At 70.6% G+C, this 20987-nt stretch carries 19 protein-coding genes and 1 tRNA gene; 12 read left to right on the top strand and 8 right to left on the bottom strand.

The annotated features are described in order from the left end of the window. Nucleotides 1-26 precede the first annotated feature (26 nt). Nucleotides 27-815 (bottom strand): SLATT domain-containing protein, encoded by a 789-nt coding sequence (locus ABZ371_RS12325; protein ID WP_358677291.1) that lies wholly within the window; start codon nucleotides 813-815, stop codon nucleotides 27-29. A 357-nt stretch (nucleotides 816-1172) separates the two neighbouring features. Here ABZ371_RS12325 and ABZ371_RS12320 point away from each other — a divergent pair, with 357 nt between their 5' ends. The 7 genes from ABZ371_RS12320 (at nucleotide 1173) to ABZ371_RS12290 (ending at nucleotide 7994) form a co-directional block, all read left to right on the top strand. Beyond that, nucleotides 1173-1508 carry a YbaB/EbfC family nucleoid-associated protein gene (locus ABZ371_RS12320; RefSeq protein WP_358677288.1) on the top strand — a complete coding sequence of 112 codons (336 nt, stop codon included), beginning with the start codon at nucleotides 1173-1175 and terminating at the stop codon, nucleotides 1506-1508. Between the two features lie 61 nt (nucleotides 1509-1569). Then, nucleotides 1570-2169 carry a recombination mediator RecR gene (gene recR, locus ABZ371_RS12315; RefSeq protein ID WP_358677285.1) on the top strand — a complete coding sequence of 200 codons (600 nt, stop codon included), beginning with the start codon at nucleotides 1570-1572 and terminating at the stop codon, nucleotides 2167-2169. Between the two features lie 158 nt (nucleotides 2170-2327). After that, the gene (locus ABZ371_RS12310) at nucleotides 2328-2987 is read left to right on the top strand and encodes a DUF5063 domain-containing protein (RefSeq protein ID WP_358677282.1); all 660 of its coding nucleotides are present in this window, start codon (nucleotides 2328-2330) and stop codon (nucleotides 2985-2987) included. A 286-nt stretch (nucleotides 2988-3273) separates the two neighbouring features. After that, entirely contained in the window at nucleotides 3274-4545 is a 1272-nt protein-coding gene (locus ABZ371_RS12305; protein WP_358677280.1) for an aspartate kinase, read from the top strand. After that, nucleotides 4542-5606 carry an aspartate-semialdehyde dehydrogenase gene (locus ABZ371_RS12300; RefSeq protein WP_358677277.1) on the top strand — a complete coding sequence of 355 codons (1065 nt, stop codon included), beginning with the start codon at nucleotides 4542-4544 and terminating at the stop codon, nucleotides 5604-5606. Before ABZ371_RS12305 ends, ABZ371_RS12300 begins: the two co-directional genes overlap by 4 nt. A 358-nt stretch (nucleotides 5607-5964) precedes the next feature. Then, complete coding sequence (locus ABZ371_RS12295; RefSeq protein ID WP_358677294.1) at nucleotides 5965-6540, top strand: SigE family RNA polymerase sigma factor; 576 nt, start codon at nucleotides 5965-5967, stop codon at nucleotides 6538-6540. Beyond that, nucleotides 6537-7994, top strand: a complete 1458-nt coding sequence (locus ABZ371_RS12290) for a hypothetical protein (protein WP_358677275.1) — start codon at nucleotides 6537-6539, stop codon at nucleotides 7992-7994. The genes ABZ371_RS12295 and ABZ371_RS12290 overlap by 4 nt, the downstream gene beginning before the upstream one ends. A 305-nt stretch (nucleotides 7995-8299) precedes the next feature. Here the strand turns inward: ABZ371_RS12290 and ABZ371_RS12285 are convergent, their stop codons facing one another. Further along, the gene (locus ABZ371_RS12285; RefSeq protein ID WP_358677272.1) at nucleotides 8300-9079 is read right to left on the bottom strand and encodes an SURF1 family protein; all 780 of its coding nucleotides are present in this window, start codon (nucleotides 9077-9079) and stop codon (nucleotides 8300-8302) included. 132 nt (nucleotides 9080-9211) lie between these two features. Beyond that, nucleotides 9212-11068 carry a prolyl oligopeptidase family serine peptidase gene (locus ABZ371_RS12280; protein WP_358677270.1) on the bottom strand — a complete coding sequence of 619 codons (1857 nt, stop codon included), beginning with the start codon at nucleotides 11066-11068 and terminating at the stop codon, nucleotides 9212-9214. 142 nt (nucleotides 11069-11210) lie between these two features. On the opposite strand from ABZ371_RS12280, the gene ABZ371_RS12275 reads away from it, so the two are divergent. After that, nucleotides 11211-12047: a class I SAM-dependent methyltransferase gene (locus ABZ371_RS12275; RefSeq protein ID WP_358677267.1), complete on the top strand. Its 837-nt coding sequence runs from the start codon at nucleotides 11211-11213 to the stop codon at nucleotides 12045-12047. Nucleotides 12048-12083: 36 nt separating this feature from the next. Here ABZ371_RS12275 and ABZ371_RS12270 read toward each other — a convergent pair whose 3' ends face one another. Both ABZ371_RS12270 and htpG read right to left on the bottom strand, forming a co-directional pair. Continuing rightward, nucleotides 12084-12878: an SGNH/GDSL hydrolase family protein gene (locus tag ABZ371_RS12270; protein WP_358677264.1), complete on the bottom strand. Its 795-nt coding sequence runs from the start codon at nucleotides 12876-12878 to the stop codon at nucleotides 12084-12086. A gap of 544 nt (nucleotides 12879-13422) precedes the next feature. Beyond that, complete coding sequence (htpG, locus tag ABZ371_RS12265; protein WP_358677261.1) at nucleotides 13423-15339, bottom strand: molecular chaperone HtpG; 1917 nt, start codon at nucleotides 15337-15339, stop codon at nucleotides 13423-13425. A 193-nt stretch (nucleotides 15340-15532) separates the two neighbouring features. Between htpG and ABZ371_RS12260 the strand changes: the two genes are divergently transcribed. Continuing rightward, nucleotides 15533-16729 (top strand): damage-control phosphatase ARMT1 family protein, encoded by a 1197-nt coding sequence (locus ABZ371_RS12260; protein WP_358677258.1) that lies wholly within the window; start codon nucleotides 15533-15535, stop codon nucleotides 16727-16729. A gap of 65 nt (nucleotides 16730-16794) precedes the next feature. On the opposite strand, the gene ABZ371_RS12255 is transcribed toward ABZ371_RS12260, so the two are convergent. Beyond that, entirely contained in the window at nucleotides 16795-17463 is a 669-nt protein-coding gene (locus tag ABZ371_RS12255; protein WP_358677255.1) for a TetR/AcrR family transcriptional regulator, read from the bottom strand. A gap of 119 nt (nucleotides 17464-17582) precedes the next feature. Here ABZ371_RS12255 and ABZ371_RS12250 point away from each other — a divergent pair, with 119 nt between their 5' ends. Then, on the top strand, nucleotides 17583-18143 hold the full coding sequence (locus tag ABZ371_RS12250) for an NAD(P)H-dependent oxidoreductase (protein ID WP_358677252.1): 561 nt from the start codon (nucleotides 17583-17585) through the stop codon (nucleotides 18141-18143). A 213-nt stretch (nucleotides 18144-18356) separates the two neighbouring features. Further along, nucleotides 18357-19025: a pentapeptide repeat-containing protein gene (locus ABZ371_RS12245; RefSeq protein ID WP_358677249.1), complete on the top strand. Its 669-nt coding sequence runs from the start codon at nucleotides 18357-18359 to the stop codon at nucleotides 19023-19025. A 181-nt stretch (nucleotides 19026-19206) separates the two neighbouring features. On the opposite strand, the gene ABZ371_RS12240 is transcribed toward ABZ371_RS12245, so the two are convergent. Both ABZ371_RS12240 and ABZ371_RS12235 read right to left on the bottom strand, forming a co-directional pair. Next, nucleotides 19207-19280 (bottom strand) — tRNA-Pro (locus ABZ371_RS12240). 99 nt (nucleotides 19281-19379) lie between these two features. Next, nucleotides 19380-20318 carry a metallophosphoesterase gene (locus tag ABZ371_RS12235; protein WP_358677246.1) on the bottom strand — a complete coding sequence of 313 codons (939 nt, stop codon included), beginning with the start codon at nucleotides 20316-20318 and terminating at the stop codon, nucleotides 19380-19382. A gap of 79 nt (nucleotides 20319-20397) precedes the next feature. Between ABZ371_RS12235 and ABZ371_RS12230 the strand changes: the two genes are divergently transcribed. Next, nucleotides 20398-20862: a GatB/YqeY domain-containing protein gene (locus ABZ371_RS12230; RefSeq protein WP_358677244.1), complete on the top strand. Its 465-nt coding sequence runs from the start codon at nucleotides 20398-20400 to the stop codon at nucleotides 20860-20862. Nucleotides 20863-20987: the final 125 nt, after the last annotated feature.

Here is a 20987-nt window from a genome sequence, read left to right as displayed (position 1 = left end):
GGCCGATGGAGCCCCCGGCCTTCCGGTCACCGGGGCGGTTCCGGAGGCCGCTGCCGCGGCATGTTCGGCCGGGCGACCGCCGGCATGGTCAGCCGGCCGGGGTGAGCGCCCTGCTCCGGCCGGCCGCCGACCGCCCCGGACACGAGCGACTGCATGCCCATGGGCGCGGGGCCGGCCCGGAACTCCACCATCCAGTCCGCGGTCTCCATGCGGACGAGCTCGGTGACGTCCTCGGAGAACCGGCGCAGCACACCCAGGCACCGCTCCGCGGCCTCGCTGGCCGTGCCCTCGGCCGGGCCGAGCATCTCCCGTACGCACTCGGAGGCCCAGTCGAACTGGAGCCCCTGCAACCGCCGCTGCACCGCCTGCGCCGTCGCCAGGTTCCTTATCCAGCCGGAGGTCAGACCGAAGTACCGGTCACACGCCATGGACGCGGCGCCGAGCAGCAGCGAGAGGTAACCCCACACGGCCGACCCCGCCAGGCCGCCGGTCAGGTCGAGGAGCGGGAGAGCCACCCCGGCGACCACCCCGGCCGCCGTCCCGAGGCGGAGCAGCCTGGCCGTCCGCCGCTTGCGGACCCGGTCCTGGAGATACCACTCGGCCGTGCGCAGGGCGCCCCCCTCGACCCACCGGTACAGCTCGTCGAGCCGTTCGGCGGGTTCACCCCAGTCACCCAGAGGGAAGGCGCGGCCGGTCAGGTCCTGGGGGCCCGTACCGTAGCGAGAACCGGACCGCTCCGTTCCGGTATCCGCACCGGATCCCGCGCCGGACTCCTTGCGGGGCGGCCCCTCGGGCTGCATCTCCGGCTGACTCACCGGGGCACTCCTCTGCACTCTGCGTTCGGCGCGTATCGACGCGGCTCGGCACGGTTCTCGGACACGGACGGGGCGGAACCGGCATATGACTCGGCCCCGTCCGCGTAACTCTGCGTTACCTGCGGTGTGCGGGTGCGTACGGATACGCATCCTCTTCCTACCGCCGAATGGTGGGCGGTGGGGTCGGAATCGCGGGATGCCCGCGTGCACACGGCCTCTGGTCAGGTATAGGAGCACGGGAGACGCTTTCCAGATCTCACCCGAAAGAGTTGGTCCCGACGGGTGGAGCGCGGCGTCCGGTGAACACGTAGGCTCGGCGTACCGAAACAATCCGTCGACGATGTGCCAGGAGTGACCGTGATTCCCGGTGGTGGCCAGCCCAACATGCAGCAGCTGCTCCAGCAGGCCCAGAAGATGCAGCAGGACCTCGCCGAGGCCCAGGAGGAACTCGCCAGGACCGAGGTCGACGGGCAGGCGGGCGGTGGCCTGGTGAAGGCCACCGTGACCGGGTCCGGCGAGCTGCGGTCCCTCGTGATCGACCCGAAGGCCGTGGACCCGGAGGACACCGAGACGCTCGCCGACCTCGTGGTCGCCGCGGTGCAGGCGGCGAACGAGAACGCGCAGCAGCTCCAGCAGCAGAAGCTGGGCCCGCTGACCCAGGGCCTGGGCGGTATGCCGGGCCTCCCGTTCTGACCCCTACAGCTACCCGGGCGTACCGGCTACGGTACGGGCAGGAATAAGGAAAGGCGTTCCGTTGTACGAAGGCGTGGTTCAGGAGCTCATCGACGAACTGGGCAGGCTGCCCGGCGTCGGCCCCAAGAGCGCGCAGCGGATCGCCTTCCACATCCTGCAGGCCGAGTCCACGGACGTGCGCCGTCTCGCGCACGCGCTCCTCGAGGTCAAGGACAAGGTGCGCTTCTGCGAGGTCTGCGGAAACGTCGCCCAGCAGGAGCAGTGCGGGATCTGCCGGGACGCGCGCCGCGACCGGACGGTCATCTGCGTGGTCGAGGAACCCAAGGACGTCGTCGCGATCGAGCGCACCCGTGAGTTCCGGGGCCGCTACCACGTGCTCGGCGGCGCCATCAGCCCGATCGAGGGCGTCGGCCCCGACGACCTGCGCATCAGGGAGCTGCTGGCCCGCCTGGCGGACGGCTCCATCACGGAGCTCATCCTGGCGACCGACCCGAACCTCGAGGGTGAGGCCACCGCCACCTACCTCGCCCGCATGGTCAAGCCGATGGGCCTGCGGGTGACGCGTCTGGCCAGCGGCCTGCCGGTGGGCGGCGACCTGGAATACGCGGACGAGGTCACCCTCGGCCGTGCGTTCGAGGGGAGGCGACTGCTCGATGTGTGACCCGGCGGAGTACGGCGGGGACAGCGCGGCGGGGTGCCCGGTGACGGGCGGCCGGCGCCGCTCGGCGGGCCATGATCCGGACGTTGATGTCAGCTTTACGCTCGGCGACGTTATGTTCTACCCACCGTTCGCGACCGTGCCCACGGGAGGTCCCCTCGATGTCTGACGCCACGCTGAACTCCGTCACGCAGGATCCGGACGACTTCGCCGTCCAGATCGCGGACCAGATCAAGACGTTCATCGTCGCGGTCACCGAGGTGTCCAAGGCCGAGGAGCCGGAGGAAGCCGTCCCCGTGCTGCTCCTCCAGGTCTCGCAGCTCCTGCTGGCCGGCGGCAGGCTCGGCGCGTACGAGGACATCATTCCGGACGAGCGCTACGAGCCGGACCTGGGCGCCGAACCGGACGCCGACGGCCTGCGCGAGCGCTTCGCCGTCCTCCTGGAGCCGATCGACGTCTACTCCGAGGTCTTCGACCCCTACGAGCCGCGCAAGCCGCCGGTCCCGCACCGCATCTCCGACGACCTGGCCGACCTCGTCACGGACCTGAGCCACGGACTGGCCCACTACGAGGCGGACCGCACGGCCGAAGCCATGTGGTGGTGGCAGTTCTCCTACTTCTCCAACTGGGGGTCCACCGCCTCGGCGGCCCTGCGCGCCCTCCAGTCGCTGATCGCCCACATCCGGCTCAACCAGCCCCTCCAGGAGCTCGACGGCCTGGACACGGACCAGGACCCGAGCGAGGGCGACCTGGCCGAGGAGGCGGGCCGGGTGATGGCGGAGGAGATCGCGGGCCCGCTGGGCATGCGGCCGGTTCTGTAAGCCGGGTCCGCAGGCCGCCGGGCGGCGGACCGGCCCCTCGCCCGGCCCAGCGGCGCCCGCCCGTGTCCTGTCCCGCTGTCTCGTTGTGGCTGCTGTGGCTGCTGTGTCCTGAGACACAAAAGGCGTGCCCGCCAAGCGGAGTGGGCACCAGCAGGGTACGAGCAGTCCGGAACGATCCGCCGGACCAGGTGGTGAGCGGGACATCTCACCATCTGGTGAAGACGGGTCTATTCCAGGCTGCTCGTTAGACTGAGCCGACCGCACCATTATTGAGCGAGGAGCGCACGTGGGCCTTGTCGTGCAGAAGTACGGAGGCTCCTCCGTAGCCGATGCCGAGGGCATCAAGCGCGTCGCCAAGCGAGTCGTCGATGCCAAGAAGAACGGCCACCAGGTGGTTGTCGTGGTATCCGCGATGGGCGACACGACGGACGAGTTGATCGATCTTGCCGAGCAGGTGTCACCGATGCCTGCCGGGCGCGAGTTCGACATGCTGCTGACCGCCGGAGAGCGGATCTCCATGGCCCTGCTGGCCATGGCGATCAAGAACCTGGGCCACGAGGCCCAGTCGTTCACGGGCAGCCAGGCCGGCGTCATCACCGACTCGGTCCACAACAAAGCGCGCATCATCGATGTCACGCCGGGCCGCATCCGGACCTCCATCGACGAGGGCAACATCGCCATCGTCGCCGGGTTCCAGGGTGTGAGCCAGGAGGGCAAGAACATCACCACCCTCGGGCGCGGAGGCTCCGACACCACCGCCGTCGCGCTGGCCGCCGCGCTGGACGCCGAGGTCTGCGAGATCTACACCGACGTGGACGGCGTCTTCACCGCCGACCCCCGGGTCGTGAAGAAGGCCCGGAAGATCGACTGGATCTCCTTCGAGGACATGCTGGAGCTGGCCGCGTCCGGTTCCAAGGTGCTGCTGCACCGCTGCGTGGAGTACGCACGCCGTTACAACATCCCGATCCACGTCCGCTCGTCCTTCTCCGGACTGCGCGGCACCTGGGTCAGCAACGAGCCGCAAGGGGACCAGCAGGTGGAGCACGCCATCATCTCCGGAGTCGCCCACGACGTCTCCGAGGCCAAGGTCACGGTCGTCGGCGTGCCCGACAAGCCGGGTGAGGCCGCCGCGATCTTCCGCGCGATCGCGGACGCGGAGATCAACATGGACATGGTGGTGCAGAACGTCTCCGCCGCCTCGACCGGTCTCACGGACATCACCTTCACGCTGCCCAAGGCGGAAGGCCGCAAGGCGATCGACGCGCTGGAGCGCAACCGCGCCGGCATCGGCTTCGAGTCCCTGCGCTACGACGACCAGATCGCGAAGATCTCCCTCGTCGGCGCGGGCATGAAGACCAACCCCGGCGTCACGGCGGGCTTCTTCGAGGCGCTGTCCAACGTCGGTGTGAACATCGAGCTGATCTCGACGTCCGAGATCCGCATCTCGGTGGTCACCCGTGTCGACGACGTCAACGAGGCCGTGCGTGCCGTGCACAGCGCCTTCGGCCTCGACAGCGACTCCGACGAGGCCGTCGTCTACGGAGGCACCGGCCGATGACACGGCGCCGTCCCTCGCTCGCGGTCGTCGGAGCGACCGGGGCGAAGGGCGGCGTGATGCTCCAGATCATCTCGCAGCACGCGGATGTCTGGGGCGAGGTGAGACTGATCGCCTCCCCACGCGCCGCGGGCCGCAAGCTGGCCGTGCGCGGGGAGGAGGCCGAGGTCCTTCCGCTCACCGAGGGCGTGTTCGACGGAGTGGACGTGGCCCTGTTCCTGGTGCCGGACGAGGTGTCCGCGCGGTGGGCACCCGTCGCCGCCGCCGCGGGAGCCGTGGTCGTGGACGACTCGGCGGCGTTCCGTCTGGACGAGGACGTTCCGCTGGTCGTCCCGGAGATCAACCCCCATGCCGCGCGGCTGAGGCCGCGCGGCATCGTCGCGTCCCCGAACTGCACGACGCTCTCGCTGATCGTCGCGGTCGGCGCGCTGCACGCGGAGTTCGGGCTCCAGGAACTCGTCGTCTCCTCCTACCAGGCGGTCAGCGGCGCCGGCCGCGACGGCGTCGCCGCGCTCCGGGAGCAGCTCTCTCTGGTGGCCGGTACCGAACTGGGTACGCGCCCCGGTGACGTACGGCGGGCGCTGGGGGACGGGGAGAAGAGCCCCTTCGCCGCGCCGGTGGCACTCAACGTCGTGCCGTGGGCCGGTGAGGACGCCGGGGACGGCTGGTCGTCCGAGGAACTGGCGATCCGCGCGGAGTGCCGGAAGGTACTGGGCCTGCCCGGCCTCAGAGTGACGGCGACCTGCGTCTACGTACCCGTCGTCGCGACGCACTCCATGTCGGTGCACGCCCGCTTCGAGAACGAGGTGGCGGTGGACCGCGCGCACGAGGTCCTGGCGACCGCTCCAGGGGTGGTGCTCTTCGACCGCCCGGCGGACGGCGAGTTCCCCACGCCGTCCGATGTCGTGGGCACCGATCCGACGTGGGTGGGCCGTGTCCGGCAGTCACTCGACGACCCGTACGCCGTCGACATGTTCATCTGCGGAGATAATCTGCGAAAAGGTGCGGCTCTCAATGTCGCCCAGATCGCCGAGACCCTGGCCAGGGAATTTCCACGGGATTGATCGAACCTCTTTTGTAGGATCTGTGTGCGCGCTGTGGGTAAATCGCAGGTCCGATCCCCTTGAGCTGGGGCGTTCCCGTATCCGACGATGATCTCCTGACCTCCTGCAACCGCTCGTCGGATGCGGCGCGTCTATGCCGTCACTTCTTGCGCGGTTGGATGCGTTTTCGGGGTATTCGGGAAGAGCAGGTACGAATGAGGGCATGTCGCACAGCATCGAACGCGGTGCCGTACGCGTACAACCCTGACGGGGGGCAGCGTGTCCAACTGGCGTGGCAGAGGTTCTCGACATCACAGTGGTGGGCCCGTTGCGCGGCGCTTCGGTGCGCCCGCTCCGGCGGCCCCGCGCGGCCGGCGGCATGCCGGTGATCGCGCCCATGCCGGCTGCGCGGTCCACCCGGCTGCCCTCGCAGCGCGAGGGCGCTGAGGGCACGGTGGCGGCGGGAACCACGGTCGACCATCTCACCGAGACCTACCGCGCCCACTACCGCTCACTGCTGGGCCTCGCGGCACTCCTGCTGGACGACACGGCGTCCTGCGAGGACGTGGTGCAGGAGGCGTTCATCAGGGTGCACTCGGCGCGCAACCGGGTGCGTGACCCGGAGAAGACCCTCGCCTACCTCCGCCAGACCGTCGTCAACCTCTCCCGCTCCGCGCTGCGCCGCCGCATCCTCGGCCTGAAGCTGCTCTCCAAGCCCATGCCGGACATGGCGAGCGCCGAGGAGGGGGCGTACGACCAGTTGGAGAGGGACGCGCTGATCAAGGCGATGAAAGGGCTGCAACGACGCCAGCGCGAGGTCCTGGTGCTGCGGTACTTCTCGGACATGACGGAGGTGCAGGTCGCCGAGACGCTGGGCATATCGCTCGGTTCGGTGAAGGCATACGGCTCCCGGGGCATCGCGGCACTGCGCGTCGTCATGGAGGCGCAGACATGAGCGGGCCCGAGCACAGGCACGACGATGACCGGACTGGAAACGGAATTGTGAACCACGGGCCGGAGAGCACAGCGAACACCGATCCCGTACAGGACGGCGAACAGGAGCAGGACAACGGCTCGGGCGACGGCTCGGGTGACGGTGCGGAAGGCGCCCCAGGCGCCCCAGGTGATCCGGGCGCTCCAGGTGCCACGGGTACCCCAGGCGCTCCAAGTGCCCCAGGTGGCACGGTGGTCGGTGCGGGACACACCGCGGCGGCCGCCGAGGGCGGGGAGGAAGCCGCGGAGGCGGCCGAGCGCGCGGCGGTGAGCGAACCGTCCGCGGGTCTGCCGGGTCCCGGGGCCGGAGACGGCGCTCCGGGCATCGAAGGCGGCACGCTGACCGCGCTCTTCCAGGGGGGCGCCGGAGCCGGAGCGGACGGTACGCCGGGCGGGAACGAGCATCCGGACGAGGTCGCGCTCCGCCGCATGCTGCGCGGGGCGGTCCAGGGGATCGAACCCGGCGACGGCACCCTCGAACACCTGCAGCGGGCGGTACCGGCGCGGCGCGCCAGGCGCCGCCAGGGAGTGGTGGGCGCAGCGGCCGCTGCCCTGCTGATCGGCACGGCCGTGCCCGCGTTCGTCCACGTGGCGAACTCGGACGGATCGGCGGCCGCCAATCCGGCCATCGCCGGCCACGGCCAGCAGGCACAGGGCGGCAGCGGGGACGACGCGGGCGCCGAGGCCACGGGCGAGCGAACGACCGGCCCCGCCGACCGGGCGAGCGAGGGTGGGGAGGACGCCGCCGGTGGCTCCGCGGCACCGTCCCAGGATGCCGGTTCCCGGACCGAGGGAAGCGGGACCGGCGGTGTCGACGACGACCCGGATCCCGAGGCGGCGGACATGCCGGCGTGCGACCCGGGTCAGCTCGGTGTCGTGTCCGCCGAGTTGCAGACGGCCGAGGCCGACGGCACGGTGTACGGCTCCTTCAGGATCGCCAACGTGTCCGGCAAGGTCTGCTCCGTGAACAGCAACGGCACGGTCGGCGTCCGCACGACCGGTGCCGCCGACCGCCAGAAGATCACCGTGGTCCAGCACACCGCCGGTGACCCGGCGGCGGGGCTGCCCGATCCGTCGCTGGAGCCGGGGACGGTCCTCCTGCAGCCGGCCATGGCGTACGAGGTGCGGTTCGCCTGGGTGCCGTCGGACACCTGCCCGACCACCGGGGGCACGCCCAGCCCGGAGCCCACGGCGGGCGACGGTAGCGGGGGCACCGGCGGTGGCGAAGCCGACGGTGGGGCCGCCGCGGGCTCGACGGACACGGCGCCGCAGTTCGGCAGCGCGGACGAAGGGCCGGCGGACGGCAGCGTGGCGGTCACCCACACCCCCGAGGCGGGGGCGCCGACGGCGGAGACCACGATCACGCACGCCTGCTCCGGCACGATCTACCGGACGGGCGTGCTGCCCCCGTCGTAACCACGATCCCGCGCCCGGGCGTCCGGCGTCCAGGCGTCCGGCGTCCAGGCGTCCGGCGTCCAGGCGTCCGGCGTCCCGGAATCGGGGCGTGCGGGAAGCCGGGGCAGGGCGCTCGGGCGTCCGGGCAGGCACAGCACTCGCGCCGGCGGCCCAGGAGAGCGGGCAACGTCCGGGGAAGGTGCTCGGGCGGCTCGCTTCGCCGCCCGCCCGGAGCGGCGTCGGCTGCGCTTCCGGGAGCCGGGGGCCGGCGGAGAGGCGGGGCCGGGAGCCGGGGGCCGACGGAGAGGCGGGGCCGGGAGCCGGCCTCAGTCGGCGTCGGCCGCGAGCCCCAGCTCCACGTCCCGCGCGGCCTCCGCCTCGCGGCGCATGAGCCGGAACCACATGAACAGCACGAAACCGGCGAAGACGAACCACTCGCCGGTGTAGCCGAGGTTCTGGAACGCCTTGAGGTCCAACCCGCTGCCCTGTGCCGCCGCGGCGGGCACCGGCCGCATGCCGCCGCTCGTGCCGCCCGTCTCGGGCTCCGTCAGGGTGACCCAGGCGTCGTAGACGTCGTACGGGACGAGATTGACCAGCGACGCGGCGCTGATCATGCCGAGCTGACCCTTGGGGAGCCCTCCCCTGAGGTCGACGCCGTCGCTGCTGGAATTCTCGGACGCCTGTAGGTCGCCGGTCACGGTGACCTTGCCGGGGGGCGCCGGGGGTACCTCGGTGCCACCAGGCGCCCCGGGCAGCCAGCCCCGTACGACCGGAAGTGCCTTTCCACTGTCGGTGCGCAGCAGATCCAGCACGTAGAAGCCGCTGCGATCGTCCAACTCACGCCCGGGCACCAGGAACTGGTCGGAGTAGGTACCCGTGGCCACAGCCGGGCGGCCGGAGGTCTCCGTGCTCACGGGCAACAGATCGTCGAGCGGCTCGGCGGCCCGGGTCCCGGGGGCGGGCTGCTTCTCGGCCTGCTCGTGCGACTGCACGCGGTCCTCGAAGCGGCCGAGCTGCCACGTGCCCATGAACACGCAGAACGGGATCGCCAGCACGACGAAGAGGTTGATCCCCCACCACCGCGGGGTCAGCAGGAACCGGTACACCCCCCCACGGTACGGTTTCCCGTTCCGATGGCCGTGGGCGGGGTGCCCTATTTATCCGTGCCTCACGCCGTGCCGCCCCAGCCGCCGGCGGATCGCCTGGCGGCTCGGCGCCCGCCCCGGCCGGGGCGGTCCCTATGCCCCGGTCCGGCCCAGGTGTCTCAGGGCGAAGTCCAGCTCCAGCCGGACCTGTTTGATCCTCTCCTCGACGACGAGGGAACCGTGACCGGCGTCGTACCGGTACACCTCGTGGACGGCACCGCGTGCGGCGAGCCGGTCCACGTAGTTCTCCACCTGGCGGATCGGACAGCGCGGGTCGTTGACGCCGGCCGAGATGTAGACCGGTGCCCGCACCGCGTCCACGTAGGTCAGGGGTGACGATGCGGCGAACCGCTCCGGTACCTCCTCCGGTGTCCCGCCCAGCAGCGTCCGGTCCATGGCCTTCAGCGCCTCCATCTCGTCCTGGTAGGCGGTGACGTAATCGGCGACCGGGACCGCGGCCAGCCCGAGTGCCCAGGAGTCCGGTTGCGTGCCGAGCCCGAGCAGGGTCAGGTAACCGCCCCAGGAGCCACCTGCCAGAACCAGCCGTGCCGGATCCGCGAGCCCCGACGTGATCGCCCAGTCCCGCACCGCCGCGATGTCCTCCAGCTCGATCAGCCCGACCCGGTGCTTGAGCGCGTCCGTCCAGGCACGGCCGTAACCGGTCGAGCCCCGGTAGTTGACGCGGACCACGGCGAAGCCGTGGTCCACCCACGCCGCCGGACCGGACGCGAAGGCGTCGCTGTCGTGCCAGGTCGGCCCGCCGTGTATCTCGAACACCGTGGGGAACGGGCCGACGCCGGTGGCCGGTGTCTGCACCAGGGCGTGGACACGTCCCCCGGGACCCTCCACCCAGGCGTCCCGCACCGGCACGGAGGCGGGCGCCTTCGCTCCCGGCGGGTCGAGGACGACACCGCCCGACGTCGACCGCACGGCGGGCGGTTGCGCGGCCGAGGACCACAGGAACTCCACCGTGCCGTCGGGGCGGGCGGTGGCGCCCGAGACCGTGCCGGCGGGAGTTTCCACGCGCGCCGGCGCCGGTGCGCCCGGCTCGTACCGCCACAGCTCGCTGCGGGCCTCGAAGCTGTGCTGGAGGAGCAGCGCGGACCCGTCCGGGTACCACTCGGCGCCGGCGTCTCCGGGAAGGTCCACCGCGAGGTCCGTCAGGGTTCCCGCGACCGGGTCCCAGATCATCGGCTCCCACCGCCCGCGCCGCTGGTGCCCGACGAGCAGCCGGTGGTCTCCCGCGACCGGGGCGAAGCCCAGTACCGACAGGCCCAGGTCCTTCGTGCCGCCCTCGGTGTCGTCCAGCTCTGCGACCGTCGAGCCGTCCAGGCGCACCACGCGCAGCGCGGAGTGCATCGCGTCGCCGTGCTCCGTGTGCTCGATCGCGATGAGGGTGCCGTCGTGCGACAGGTCGCCCACTCCGGCCGACTCCCGGTGCCGGTAGATCTCCACCGGCTCCGCCCCGGGGCGCACCACGTGCACCGTGGTGCCCTCCTCGTCCGTGGACCGCCCGATCACGGCGGTACCGTCCCGTCCGATCGCGAGTCCTGCCGGATAGGACGGCTCGAGCCCCGGCGCGGCAGGCTCGTCGGCGCCGCCCTCGAAGGGCTGGCGCATCCACACACCGAACTCGTCGCCGTCGGTGTCGGCGAACCACCAGATCGCCTCACCGTCGGGGGCCAGCACGCCGTCGGTGGTCCCGTTGGGCCGGTCCGTGACCTGGCGCTGCCTGCCGGACGTCCGGTCCCACGCGTACAGCTCGTAGGTGCCGGTGGCGTTGGAGACGAAGAGCGCGCGGTCGGGCGCGTCCTCGGCCCAGTCGGGCAGGGACACGCGGGGGGCCCGGAAACGCTGCTCCCACGCCGGGGGCTGGGCCCCACCGGGCAGCGGACCCCCGTCCACCGGCAGCCCCTGCGCTACGGACGCGTCGTTCTCTGTGTCGCTCATGACCCCATCCAACCCGATGCGGATCCGATGCCGGGCGACCTGTGGACAACCCGATGCCGGGCGAGTGGTGGTCACCGCGAAACCGAGCCGCCTGTGGATAACAGTTGGCGGCCGCCTCCGCCCTGTGGGTACTTTCCCGGGTATGTACGCACCGACCCCCGACGACTGGTACGAGGCAAACCGTGCGCGCTGGGACGAGCGCGTGGCCATCCACGCCTCCAGTGCCTTCTACGACCTGGATGCGTTCCGTTCCGGCACGGACTCCCTGCGCGACTTCGAACTCGCGGAGGTCGGCGATGTGACCGGCCGGACGCTGCTGCACCTGCAGTGCCACATCGGGCTCGACACCCTCTCCTGGGCTCGTCGCGGAGCCGCGCACGTCGTCGGCCTGGACTTCTCCGAGCCTGCCGTCGAAACGGCGCGCGGACTGGCCCGGGCCCTGGACCTGCGGCCGGACCGGGCGGCGTTCGTGGCCGCGGACGTGTACGACGCGGCCGACGCGGTGCCGGACTCGGGTTACGACATCGTGTACACCGGGACCGGCGCCCTCAACTGGCTGCCGGACCTCGACCGCTGGGCGGAGACCGCCGCTTCGCTGGTCGCGCCGGGCGGATTCCTCTACCTCGCCGAGTTCCACCCGCTGTCCGAGTGCCTGGACGACGAGACCGGCTCGACGGTCACTCACGACTACTTCAGCCGGGACCCGTGGGTGGACGAGACGCCGGGCACGTACGCGGACGTCGGCGCCGCCACCGTCCACAACCGCAGTGTCGAATGGCAGCATCCGGTCGGCGAGGTCGTCTCGGCGCTGGCAGGGGCCGGGCTGCGTATCGAGTTCCTGCACGAACACGACGCGTCGATCGTCGCGCGGTACGCGTCCCTCGAACGACACGCGGACGGTTACTACCGCCCACCGGCGAACCGGCCGCGCATTCCGATGATGTACTCCGTCAAGGCGTCGCGGCCGGTCGGCGACTGAGGGACGGGGGCCTCGGTGCGCCGGGGCCCCCGCGCGTCAGACCGCGGAGCGGAACGCGGGCAGGTATCCGTTCGACTGCCCGATCGCCTTCGGGTGGTAGGAGTTGGTGATCGGGACGGTCACGCTGTGGAGCCACGCGTCGCCGGAGCAGAGTTCGTGGCCGGTGAACTCGTCCACCACGCCGGAGAAGGCGAACCCGTGATCGGCCGCTCGTTTGGCGAGCACCCCGTTGAGGACGCCGGAGGCGTCGTTGACGGCGCCGCGTTCCTTCTCGGTGAGCCCGGCGACGCAACTGCCGGACAGCCGGTAGAAGCGGGGGTAGCCCAGCACCACCACGAGGGCCTGCGGTGAGCGTGCGTGGATGCTGTCGTAGAGCGAGTCGAGGTTGCCCGGCAGCGTGGTCCGCATCTGTGCGACGGCGGCGTCGACCCGGTCCACGCAGGCGGCCTCGCTCCGCAGCACGCACGTCTGCATGACATCCGCGAAACCGATGTCGTTGCCGCCCGCGGTGATGCTGACGAGCGTCGTCGACGGTCCGAGCGCGCCCAGTTGACCGGCGGCCACGCCCGCCGTCGTCGCGCCCGAGCAGGCGACGAAGGCGAAGGAGGACGGGGAGTTCGCCGCCGCCCAGAGGTACGGGTACGCGTTGGTGCTGCGCTTGCAGTCGCCGCTCTCGGAGATGTAGCCGCCGGCACCGACACCGGACGAGTAGGAGTCACCGAGAGCGACATAGTCGCCGCCGGACGCGGCGGCCGGCTGTGCCAGGCCGAGTACGGCCGTGACGCCGATGGCGAAGGTGCAGAGGGAGGCCCGGAAGGAACGTACTGACATGTCTGTCAGCCCTTCGAAGTGTGGTGGGCGGGTGGGAAGTTCGTAGAGCCAGCAACGTTTTTAGCAGCTCGTGGACCCGCCGGTGACGACCCGGGGAGAAGTCTTCTCATATGCTCGAAGAGGCGTTCGGATGATGTGGCTACGCATGCGGGTAAACCTCTGAGCGGACCTCTGGCGGGTGAAATCCGAGCCTGTAGCGGCACGGCGATCACCACACTGAGTGATTGTCAGGTCTCGGACCCCAGGGCTGGGCAGCGGGTCCCGGATAGAGACCGCTGCCCACCCCTCGGATGCAGACCACACGCCGCTCGGACGCCGGCACCGCCCCTCGGACGCCGGCACCGTCCCTCGGACGTCGGCACCGTCCCTCGGACGCCGGCCACGGCAGTCGGCGAAGCGCGCCGGACAAGAGGCGCGGCCCCCGGCGCCTCCTTCCCGCGAGTCGGCGGTGCTGTGGCTGTCCGCCCTCCACGGCCGCGCACAGCACACGACTGCGGCCGCCAGAGATCTCTGGCGGCCGCAGTGACCGGGGTGCCGGGTGTGTCTACAGCGTGCGCTCCAGCCGGCTCGCCATCAGCCTGCTGAAGCGTGCGGGGTCACTCAGCTCGCCTCCGTCCGAGAGGAGGGCCAGTCCGTGGACCAGCTCGGCCGTCTCGGCCAGTTCGCCGGCGGCATCCTGCTCCGTACCGAGCTCGGCATGAGCCCTGCGCAGTCCGCTGATCAGCGCGTGGGAGGGGTTGAGTTCCAGGATCCGCTTGATCTGCGGCACCTCCTGCCCCATGGCGCGGTACATGTTCTCCAGGGCGGGAGTGACATCGTGCGTGTCCGAGACGATGCACGCCGGTGAGACCGTGAGCCGCGAGGAAAGCCGCACCTCCTTGACCTGCTCACCCAGCTGCTCGGACATCCAGGTCAGCAGGCCGGCGTACTCCTGCTGCTGCTTCTCGCGCTCGGCCTCGACCTCCTTCTTCTCCTCGTCGGTGTCCAGGTCGACCTCGCCCTTGGCGATCGACTGCAGCGGCTTGCCGTCGAACTCCGGTACCGACTGGACCCAGACCTCGTCGACCGGGTCGGTGAGGAGGAGGACCTCCAGGCCCTTGGCCCGGAACGCCTCCATGTGGGGCGAGCTCTCCATGGCGGCGCGCGACTCGCCGGTCATGTAGTAGATCTGCTCCTGACCCTCCTTCATGCGCTCCACGTACGAGCGCAGGGTGGTCAGTCCTTCCTCGTCCTGTGTGGAGGCGAAGGACGAGACCTCGAGAATGGCGTCCCTGTTCTCGAAGTCCTGGAGGAGTCCTTCCTTCAGGACCCGGCCGAACTCCTTCCAGAAAGTCCCGTACTTGTCCGGGGAGGCGGACATCATGTCCTTGACCGTCGAGAGGACCTTCTTCACCAGCCGGCGCCGCATCAGTTCGATCTGGCGGTCCTGCTGGAGGATTTCGCGCGACACGTTCAGCGAAAGGTCCTGCGCGTCGACGACTCCCTTCACGAAGCGCAGATACGTCGGCATGAGCGCTTCGCAGTCGTCCATGATGAAGACGCGCTTCACATACAGCTGGACACCGCGCTTGTGACCCTGCATGAACAGGTCCTGCGGGGCGTGCGACGGCAGGAAGAGCAGGGCCTGGTACTCGAAGGTGCCCTCCGCCTGCATGCGGATGGTCTCGAGCGGGTCGGTCCAGTCGTGACTGATGTGCTTGTACAGCTCGCTGTACTCGTCGTCGGTCACGGAGTCCTTCGACCGTGCCCACAGCGCCTTCATCGAGTTGACCGTCTCGGTCGCCGGCTCGGCGCCGTCCTCGCCGGCCGCCTGCGCTTCCATGCGGATCGGCCAGGTGATGAAGTCGGAGTAGCGCTTGACGATCTCGCGGATCTTCCAGGGAGACGTGTAGTCGAACAGCTTGTCCTCGGTGTCCTCCGGCTTCAGCCGCAGCGTGACCGAGGTGCCCTGAGGCGCTTCGTCGACGGACTCGACCGTGTACGTGCCCTCGCCGTCGGACTGCCAGCGCGTACCGGTGGCCTCACCCGCGCGACGGGTGAGCAGGGTGACCTCGTCCGCCACCATGAAGCTCGAGTAGAAACCCACACCGAACTGCCCGATGAGTTCCTCGGAGGCCGCCGAGTCCTTGGCCTCCTTCAATTCCTGCAAGAATTTGGCCGTACCCGAATTGGCGATCGTCCCGATCAGCTGCACGACTTCGTCGTGGGACATGCCGATTCCGTTGTCGCGGACGGTCAGCGTGCGCTTTTCCTTGTCGACCTCGATGGCGATGTGGAGGTCGGACGAATCCACCTCGAGGTTGTCGTCGCGCAGAGTTTCCAGTCGCAGCTTGTCCAGCGCGTCCGAAGAATTGGAGATGAGCTCGCGCAGGAAGACGTCCTTGTTCGAGTAGATCGAATGGATCATCATCTGCAGGAGCTGGCGCGCTTCCACCTGAAACTCGAATGTCTCGGCCGGCATGGTTGCAGGTTCCCTTTCTGGGGTTAAGTCATCTGAGCCGGGACAATCGTAACCAGGTACCGCGGCGCGCATGAGCCGCTTCGGGAGCATCACCCCCGGGACACCGCGGACCTCGACCGGGCAGGGCACCGGGCGTCGGAGGCCGGAGCGGCGACCGGGCGGCGCCGCGTCGCGACCCGGCAGACTGGCAGGCATGGGCGACAAGCAGAAGGCTCCAGGGGACGCGAACGGTCCCGGCGCACAGGTCATCACCGGCAGTGAGCCCGGCTCGTTCGCCCACGGTGTGCTGGCCGAGCGCCATCCGGCGCTGATCCGGCGGGTACGCGAGGCGCTTCCGTACGGTCCCCGACAACATCTCGCCCTCGACGCCCTGATGTCCGAGATCACGCGGGGGGTCGTCGAACCGCTCGGCCCCCATGCCCCGGACCGGGAACTCTGGCTGTGCCGAGGCCGGGAACACTACGGGCGGCCTTGGTTCGACGCTCCCTTCCTCTGGGCGGAGAGCTACTTCTACCGCAGGCTCCTCGCGGCCGTCGACTACTTCACCGACGGCCCCTGGCGGGGAGTCGACCCCTTCGCCCCGTTCAAGGACCTCGAACTGCGGGACGACGCGGTGGACGACGAACTGCGCGCCCTGGACGACCTCGCCGCTGTCCCGGCCGACGAGCGGGCCCGAGCCCTCCTGTACGCCTCTCTCTGGGGAAACCGGGCGGACCTGGGCTTCAGCGCGGCGTCGGACGGGCCGCTCGGTGATGCCGTGCCGGGCCTGGTCGCCGATGACAGCGCCCTGCTGTGGGAACTGCTCCCGGTGGGGGCGCCGGCCACCGTGTCTCTGATCGCGGACAACACCGGCCGGGAGCTGATCCCCGATCTGGTCCTCCTGGACCACCTCCTCGGACACGGGCACGCGGAACGCGCCGTTCTGTACGTCAAGCCGTACCCGTACTACGTCTCCGACGCGACGACGGCCGATGCCGTCGCCTGCCTGCGCCGTCTGATGCGGGCTCCCGGCGAGGCCGGCGCGATCGGCACACGTCTCTGGGCCGCGATGGGGTCCGGGAGTCTGGAGGTGCGCACGCACGCCTTCTTCTGCGCACCCCTGCCGTACGAGGACATGCCCGGGGACCTGCGGCAGGACCTCCGGGCCGGCACGGTGACGATCCTGAAGGGCGACCTCAACTACCGCCGTCTCGTGGGCGACCGGCTGTGGGACGCGACCAGTCCGTTCGCGGACCGTACGGCCTCCTTCCCCGGAGCGGTAGCGGCGCTGCGCACGCTGAAGTCCGACGTCGTCGTGGGACTCGGCCCCCGGATGTGGAGCACGCTGGAGGAGTCAGGTCGCGACTGGCGTACCGGCGGAACCCATGCCCTGATCCAGGTGCGGGCGTAGCCCTCGCGCAAGGGCGAGTGTGTGAGGGCCGGCCGGTGGGCCGCTCGACCCCACGACGTGGGCGTTCAGGTGGCCCTGCGGCCCAGGGGCAGTTGGACACGAGTGATCAGATCGTGCCAGGCGCGCTCCAACTCCTCGATCGGCACGCCCCGATCACGTGTGAGGTGGTGGACGAGCGTCGCGTCGATGGACCCGAGCATGGTGTGGCCGAGGAGCTCGGTGTTCCCCTCCACCCGCAACTGGCGCAGCAGCAGGGCCACGTGACTGAGCCGCAGACGGTACGCCGGGACGGCGTAGGCACGCAGTGGGTCGGTGCGGGACGCGAGGATGAGCTCGTGGTGATCACGGTCGTGGCGCATCACGGCGGGCCCGAAGGCGTGCAGCCGCTCGGCGGCGGGGGCACCCGGGCCCACGGGCGGCGGCCCGGAGAGGAAGGCGGCCTGCAACAACGCCTCCCGGTGGTCGAGGAGTGCGATCAGCAGTCCCGTACGGTCACCGAAGCGCCGGAAGACGGTCCCCTTGCCCACCCCGGCGGCCGCCGCGACCGCCTCCATGGTCAGGTTCGCGGCTCCGCAGCCGCCCATGAGGCGCGAGGCGGCTTCCAGCAGCCGGGTACGGTTCCGCGCCGCGTCAGCCCGCAGCGGCTCGGGTTCGCCGAGCGGGACGAGCGGAAGGTACGTCCGTGTCTCGTCGGGTCCGGAGGGCCCGGGCGGCTGGTGGTCGGGACGGGTCATGCCTTCAGGGTAGCCCCAGGGGAACACATGTGGACCGCGGTCCGTTTAGGTGGTACAACGGTAAACGGACTACGGTCCGCTTCCTTTGCCTTCCCTGCCCATGCCCCCAGGAGTCCCCCGTGTCTGTTCGCATCCTCGCCCTCGTAGGCAGCCTCCGCGCCGGTTCCCACAACCGACAGCTCGCCGAAGCCGCCGCCAAGCACGCGCCCGCGGGCACCGACATCGACATCTTCGAGGGCCTGGCCGACGTGCCGTTCTACAACGAGGACACGGACGTCGAGGGCAGCGTTCCGGCTGCTGCCGCCCGTCTGCGGGAGGCCGCCGGACAGGCCGACGCGTTCCTGTTCTTCTCGCCCGAGTACAACGGCACCATGCCGGCCGTCCTCAAGAACGCCATCGACTGGCTGTCCCGCCCGTACGGCGCCGGCGCCCTGACCGGGAAGCCGGCAGCCGTGGTCGGCACCGCCTTCGGCCAGTACGGCGGCGTCTGGGCGCAGGACGACGCCCGCAAGGCCGTCGGAATCGCCGGCGGCGCGGTCCTGGCCGACGTCAAGCTGTCCATCCCCGGCTCCGTGACCCGCTTCGCCGAGCTCCACCCGGCCGACGACGCCGAGGTGGTCACCCAGCTGACCGAGGTCCTGCGCCAGGTCGCCGAGCAGACCGCGACCGCCGCCGCCTGACCGGTCCGACAGCGTCCTCGGCGGACGCCGCTCCTCGTTCGCGCGTTGTGGACCGGTGAGTACCGGAGCGCACGGACACGGGCACGCGGCTGAGGACGTGTCCATCGCACGGCAGGGGGCACGTACCGGACCGGTACGTGCCCCCCTGCCGTGCTGCCCACGCCGGTCGAGCTGTACCTCTGTCGAGCTGTGCCACTGCTAGGCTCCGGCGCCATGCGCTCAGCGATCTCGACCCGTCCCAGGAGCCCGGTCGCACCTCGCGACAAAGGCGCGCTCCGGCCATCCGGACGCGAGGACGGCCTCACCGAGGACGCCATGATCCGCGGCGTCGCATACGACGGTGACAGTTTCGCCGGCCTCGACGTCGACACGGCCGAGGTCGAGCAGGCGCGGTTCGCCTCGGTCCGTTTCACCGGCACGCGTACCCGGCAGGTGGTGTTCTCCGACGCCTCGTTCCGCACCTGCGACTTCGCGCAGTTCCGCGCCGAGGACACCTCGCTGGTCCGCGCGGTCGTCGCCCACAGCCGCCTCACCGGCTCGTCCTGGAGCGGCAGCCACTTCAACGACGTCCGCTTCGAGAACTGCCGCGGCGACCTGTCGCTCTGGCGCCGCTCGAAGTTCAAGGGCGTCCACTTCGAGGGCTGCAACCTTGTGCAGGCAGACTTCCAGTGGGCGGAGATGCGCGACGTCCTGTTCACGGGCTGCGACCTCACAGGGGCGCAGTTCGCCCACCTACGGGCGCAGCGGGTGCGCTTCGAGAACTGCACCATGGCCGATGTGGGCGGCGGCGAACACCTGAAAGGCGCCACCGTGCGCGGACCCGGTGGGATGGAGCTCGCCCAGGCCCTCGCCCGGGACGCCGGTATCCACCTGGAGCCGTGACGCCCGGGCGGCGGCCGTGCCGTCGTGCCGCCGTGCGGGGACCTACCTCCACGGCACGGTGCCGCAGCGACCCGGACCGCTGCGGAAGATCACACCCAGCCGACACCCGAAAAGGATCCAGAAACGGGTCAGGGGCCTGATCCACTGAGTGGATCAGGCCCCTGACCTGGTGTTTCAGCTGTCGGGGTGGCGGGATTTGAACCCACGACCTCTTCGTCCCGAACGAAGCGCGCTGCCAAGCTGCGCTACACCCCGATGTCCACCGATTGTCCCGGCGACATCGATTACTTTAGCCCACCGGCGCCCGGAGGCGAAATCCGCTTTTCGCTCCCGTCCCCCGGCTGCCGGCGGCGGTCAGCCGCGGGGTGTCAGTGTCAGCAGCGTCGCTTCCGGAGGGCAGGCGAAGCGCACCGGGGTGTAGCGGTTCGTGCCGCAGCCCGCCGAGACGTGGAGATAGGCGTGCTTGTCGCCGACCGTGTGGCGGGAGAGTCCCTTCACCCGGTCCGTGTCCAGGTCGCAGTTGGTGACGAGGGCCCCGTAGAAGGGGATGCAGAGCTGCCCGCCATGGGTGTGACCGGCGAGGATCAGCGGATAGCCGTCCGAGGTGAAGGCGTCCAGCGAGCGCAGGTACGGGGCGTGCACCACGCCGATGGAGAGGTCCGCCCCCGTCTCGGGGCCTCCGGAGACCTCCGCGTACCGGTCCCTCTTGATGTGCGGGTCGTCCAGGCCGGTGAAACCGATCTCCAGCCCGTCCACCTTGAGGCGGCCGCGCGTGTTGGAGAGGTTCAGCCAGCCCGCCTCGTCGAAGGCGTCCCGCATCGGCTGCCACGGGTTGTGGACGACGCCGACGGCAGGGGCGTTGCCGTTGAGGCCGTGCTTTCCCTGGACCTTCTCCAGCAGGTAGCGGGCCGGGTTGCGGAGTTTGGGGCCGTAGTAGTCGTTGGAGCCGAAGACGTACACCCCCGGGAACTCCATCAGCGGACCGAGGGCGTCGAGCACCTCGGGCACGGCGCCGGGGTCGGAGAGGTTGTCGCCGGTGTTCACGACGAAGTCCGGGCGCAGCCCCGCCAGTGACTGCAACCAGGCCCGCTTCTTGCCCTGGCCGCTGACCATGTGGATGTCGGAGATCTGGAGTACGCGCAACGGGCGTGCCCCGTGCGGGAGTACCGGAACGGCGATCCGTCGCAGACGGAACGAACGGGCCTCGAACCCGGCCGCGTACGCGAGGCCGGCGGCGCCGACCGCCGCGCCGACTGCCGTGACTTTCAGGGGTACTCCGTAGCGTGCGCGCATGTGCCCATCGTCGCAGACCCGGTGCGGAGGGACGAAAACAGACGGGCGGCGGGCACCCCGTACCTGTCACAATCACCGCATGACCACGCTCAAGTCCAAGCTCAAGGAAGACCTCACCACGGCCATGAAGGCGCGGGACGAGCTCACCTCGTCCACCCTCCGGCTCACCCTCACCGCGATCACGAAGGAAGAGGTAAGCGGCAAGTCCGCGCGCGAGCTCTCCGACGACGAGGTGCAGAAGGTGATCGCCCGGGAGGCGAAGAAGCGCCGTGAGGCGGCCGAGGCCTTCGCGCAGGGCGGCCGGGCCGAGCAGGCCGAGCGGGAGCGGGCCGAGGGGGAGCTCCTGGACGCCTACCTGCCGAAGCAGCTCTCCGACGAGGAGCTGGGTGCGATCGTGGCGCAGGCCGTCGCGGAGGCCAGGGCCGCCGGGGCCGAGGGGCCTCGTGCCATGGGCGCCGTGATGAAGATCGTCGGCCCGAAGGTGGCCGGGCTCGCGGAGGGCGGCCGGGTGGCTGCCACGGTGAAGAAGCTGCTCGCGGGATGAGGCCCGCGTAACGCGGGACACGGCGAGGAGGGGCGCGGCCCGGGGGGGGGGGGCCCCCCCCCCCCGGCACCGGCCGGCGGCCCCGCGGGGCCGGCGGGGCCCCGCCGGGGGCCGGGCGGGGGCGG

It is taken from the genome of Streptomyces sp. NPDC005899, assembly GCF_040629645.1.
Classification (GTDB): Bacteria; Actinomycetota; Actinomycetes; order Streptomycetales; family Streptomycetaceae; genus Streptomyces.
Note: the sequence above shows the minus strand (reverse complement) of the source record. Positions and strands in the feature narration are given on the sequence as shown.

Bases quoted from the DNA above. Each gene is read 5' to 3' on its own strand.
- ABZ371_RS12310 (WP_358677282.1), top strand. From the start codon at position 2,328: ATGTCTGACGCCACGCTGAACTCCGTCACGCAGGATCCGGACGACTTC.
- ABZ371_RS12300 (WP_358677277.1), top strand. From the start codon at position 4,542: ATGACACGGCGCCGTCCCTCGCTCGCGGTCGTCGGAGCGACCGGGGCG.
- ABZ371_RS12295 (WP_358677294.1), top strand. From the start codon at position 5,965: ATGCCGGTGATCGCGCCCATGCCGGCTGCGCGGTCCACCCGGCTGCCC.
- ABZ371_RS12290 (WP_358677275.1), top strand. From the start codon at position 6,537: ATGAGCGGGCCCGAGCACAGGCACGACGATGACCGGACTGGAAACGGA.
- ABZ371_RS12280 (WP_358677270.1), bottom strand. From the start codon at position 11,068: ATGAGCGACACAGAGAACGACGCGTCCGTAGCGCAGGGGCTGCCGGTG.
- ABZ371_RS12275 (WP_358677267.1), top strand. From the start codon at position 11,211: ATGTACGCACCGACCCCCGACGACTGGTACGAGGCAAACCGTGCGCGC.
- ABZ371_RS12270 (WP_358677264.1), bottom strand. From the start codon at position 12,878: ATGTCAGTACGTTCCTTCCGGGCCTCCCTCTGCACCTTCGCCATCGGC.
- htpG (WP_358677261.1), bottom strand. From the start codon at position 15,339: ATGCCGGCCGAGACATTCGAGTTTCAGGTGGAAGCGCGCCAGCTCCTG.
- ABZ371_RS12260 (WP_358677258.1), top strand. From the start codon at position 15,533: ATGGGCGACAAGCAGAAGGCTCCAGGGGACGCGAACGGTCCCGGCGCA.
- ABZ371_RS12255 (WP_358677255.1), bottom strand. From the start codon at position 17,463: ATGACCCGTCCCGACCACCAGCCGCCCGGGCCCTCCGGACCCGACGAG.
- ABZ371_RS12245 (WP_358677249.1), top strand. From the start codon at position 18,357: ATGCGCTCAGCGATCTCGACCCGTCCCAGGAGCCCGGTCGCACCTCGC.
- ABZ371_RS12235 (WP_358677246.1), bottom strand. From the start codon at position 20,318: ATGCGCGCACGCTACGGAGTACCCCTGAAAGTCACGGCAGTCGGCGCG.
- ABZ371_RS12230 (WP_358677244.1), top strand. From the start codon at position 20,398: ATGACCACGCTCAAGTCCAAGCTCAAGGAAGACCTCACCACGGCCATG.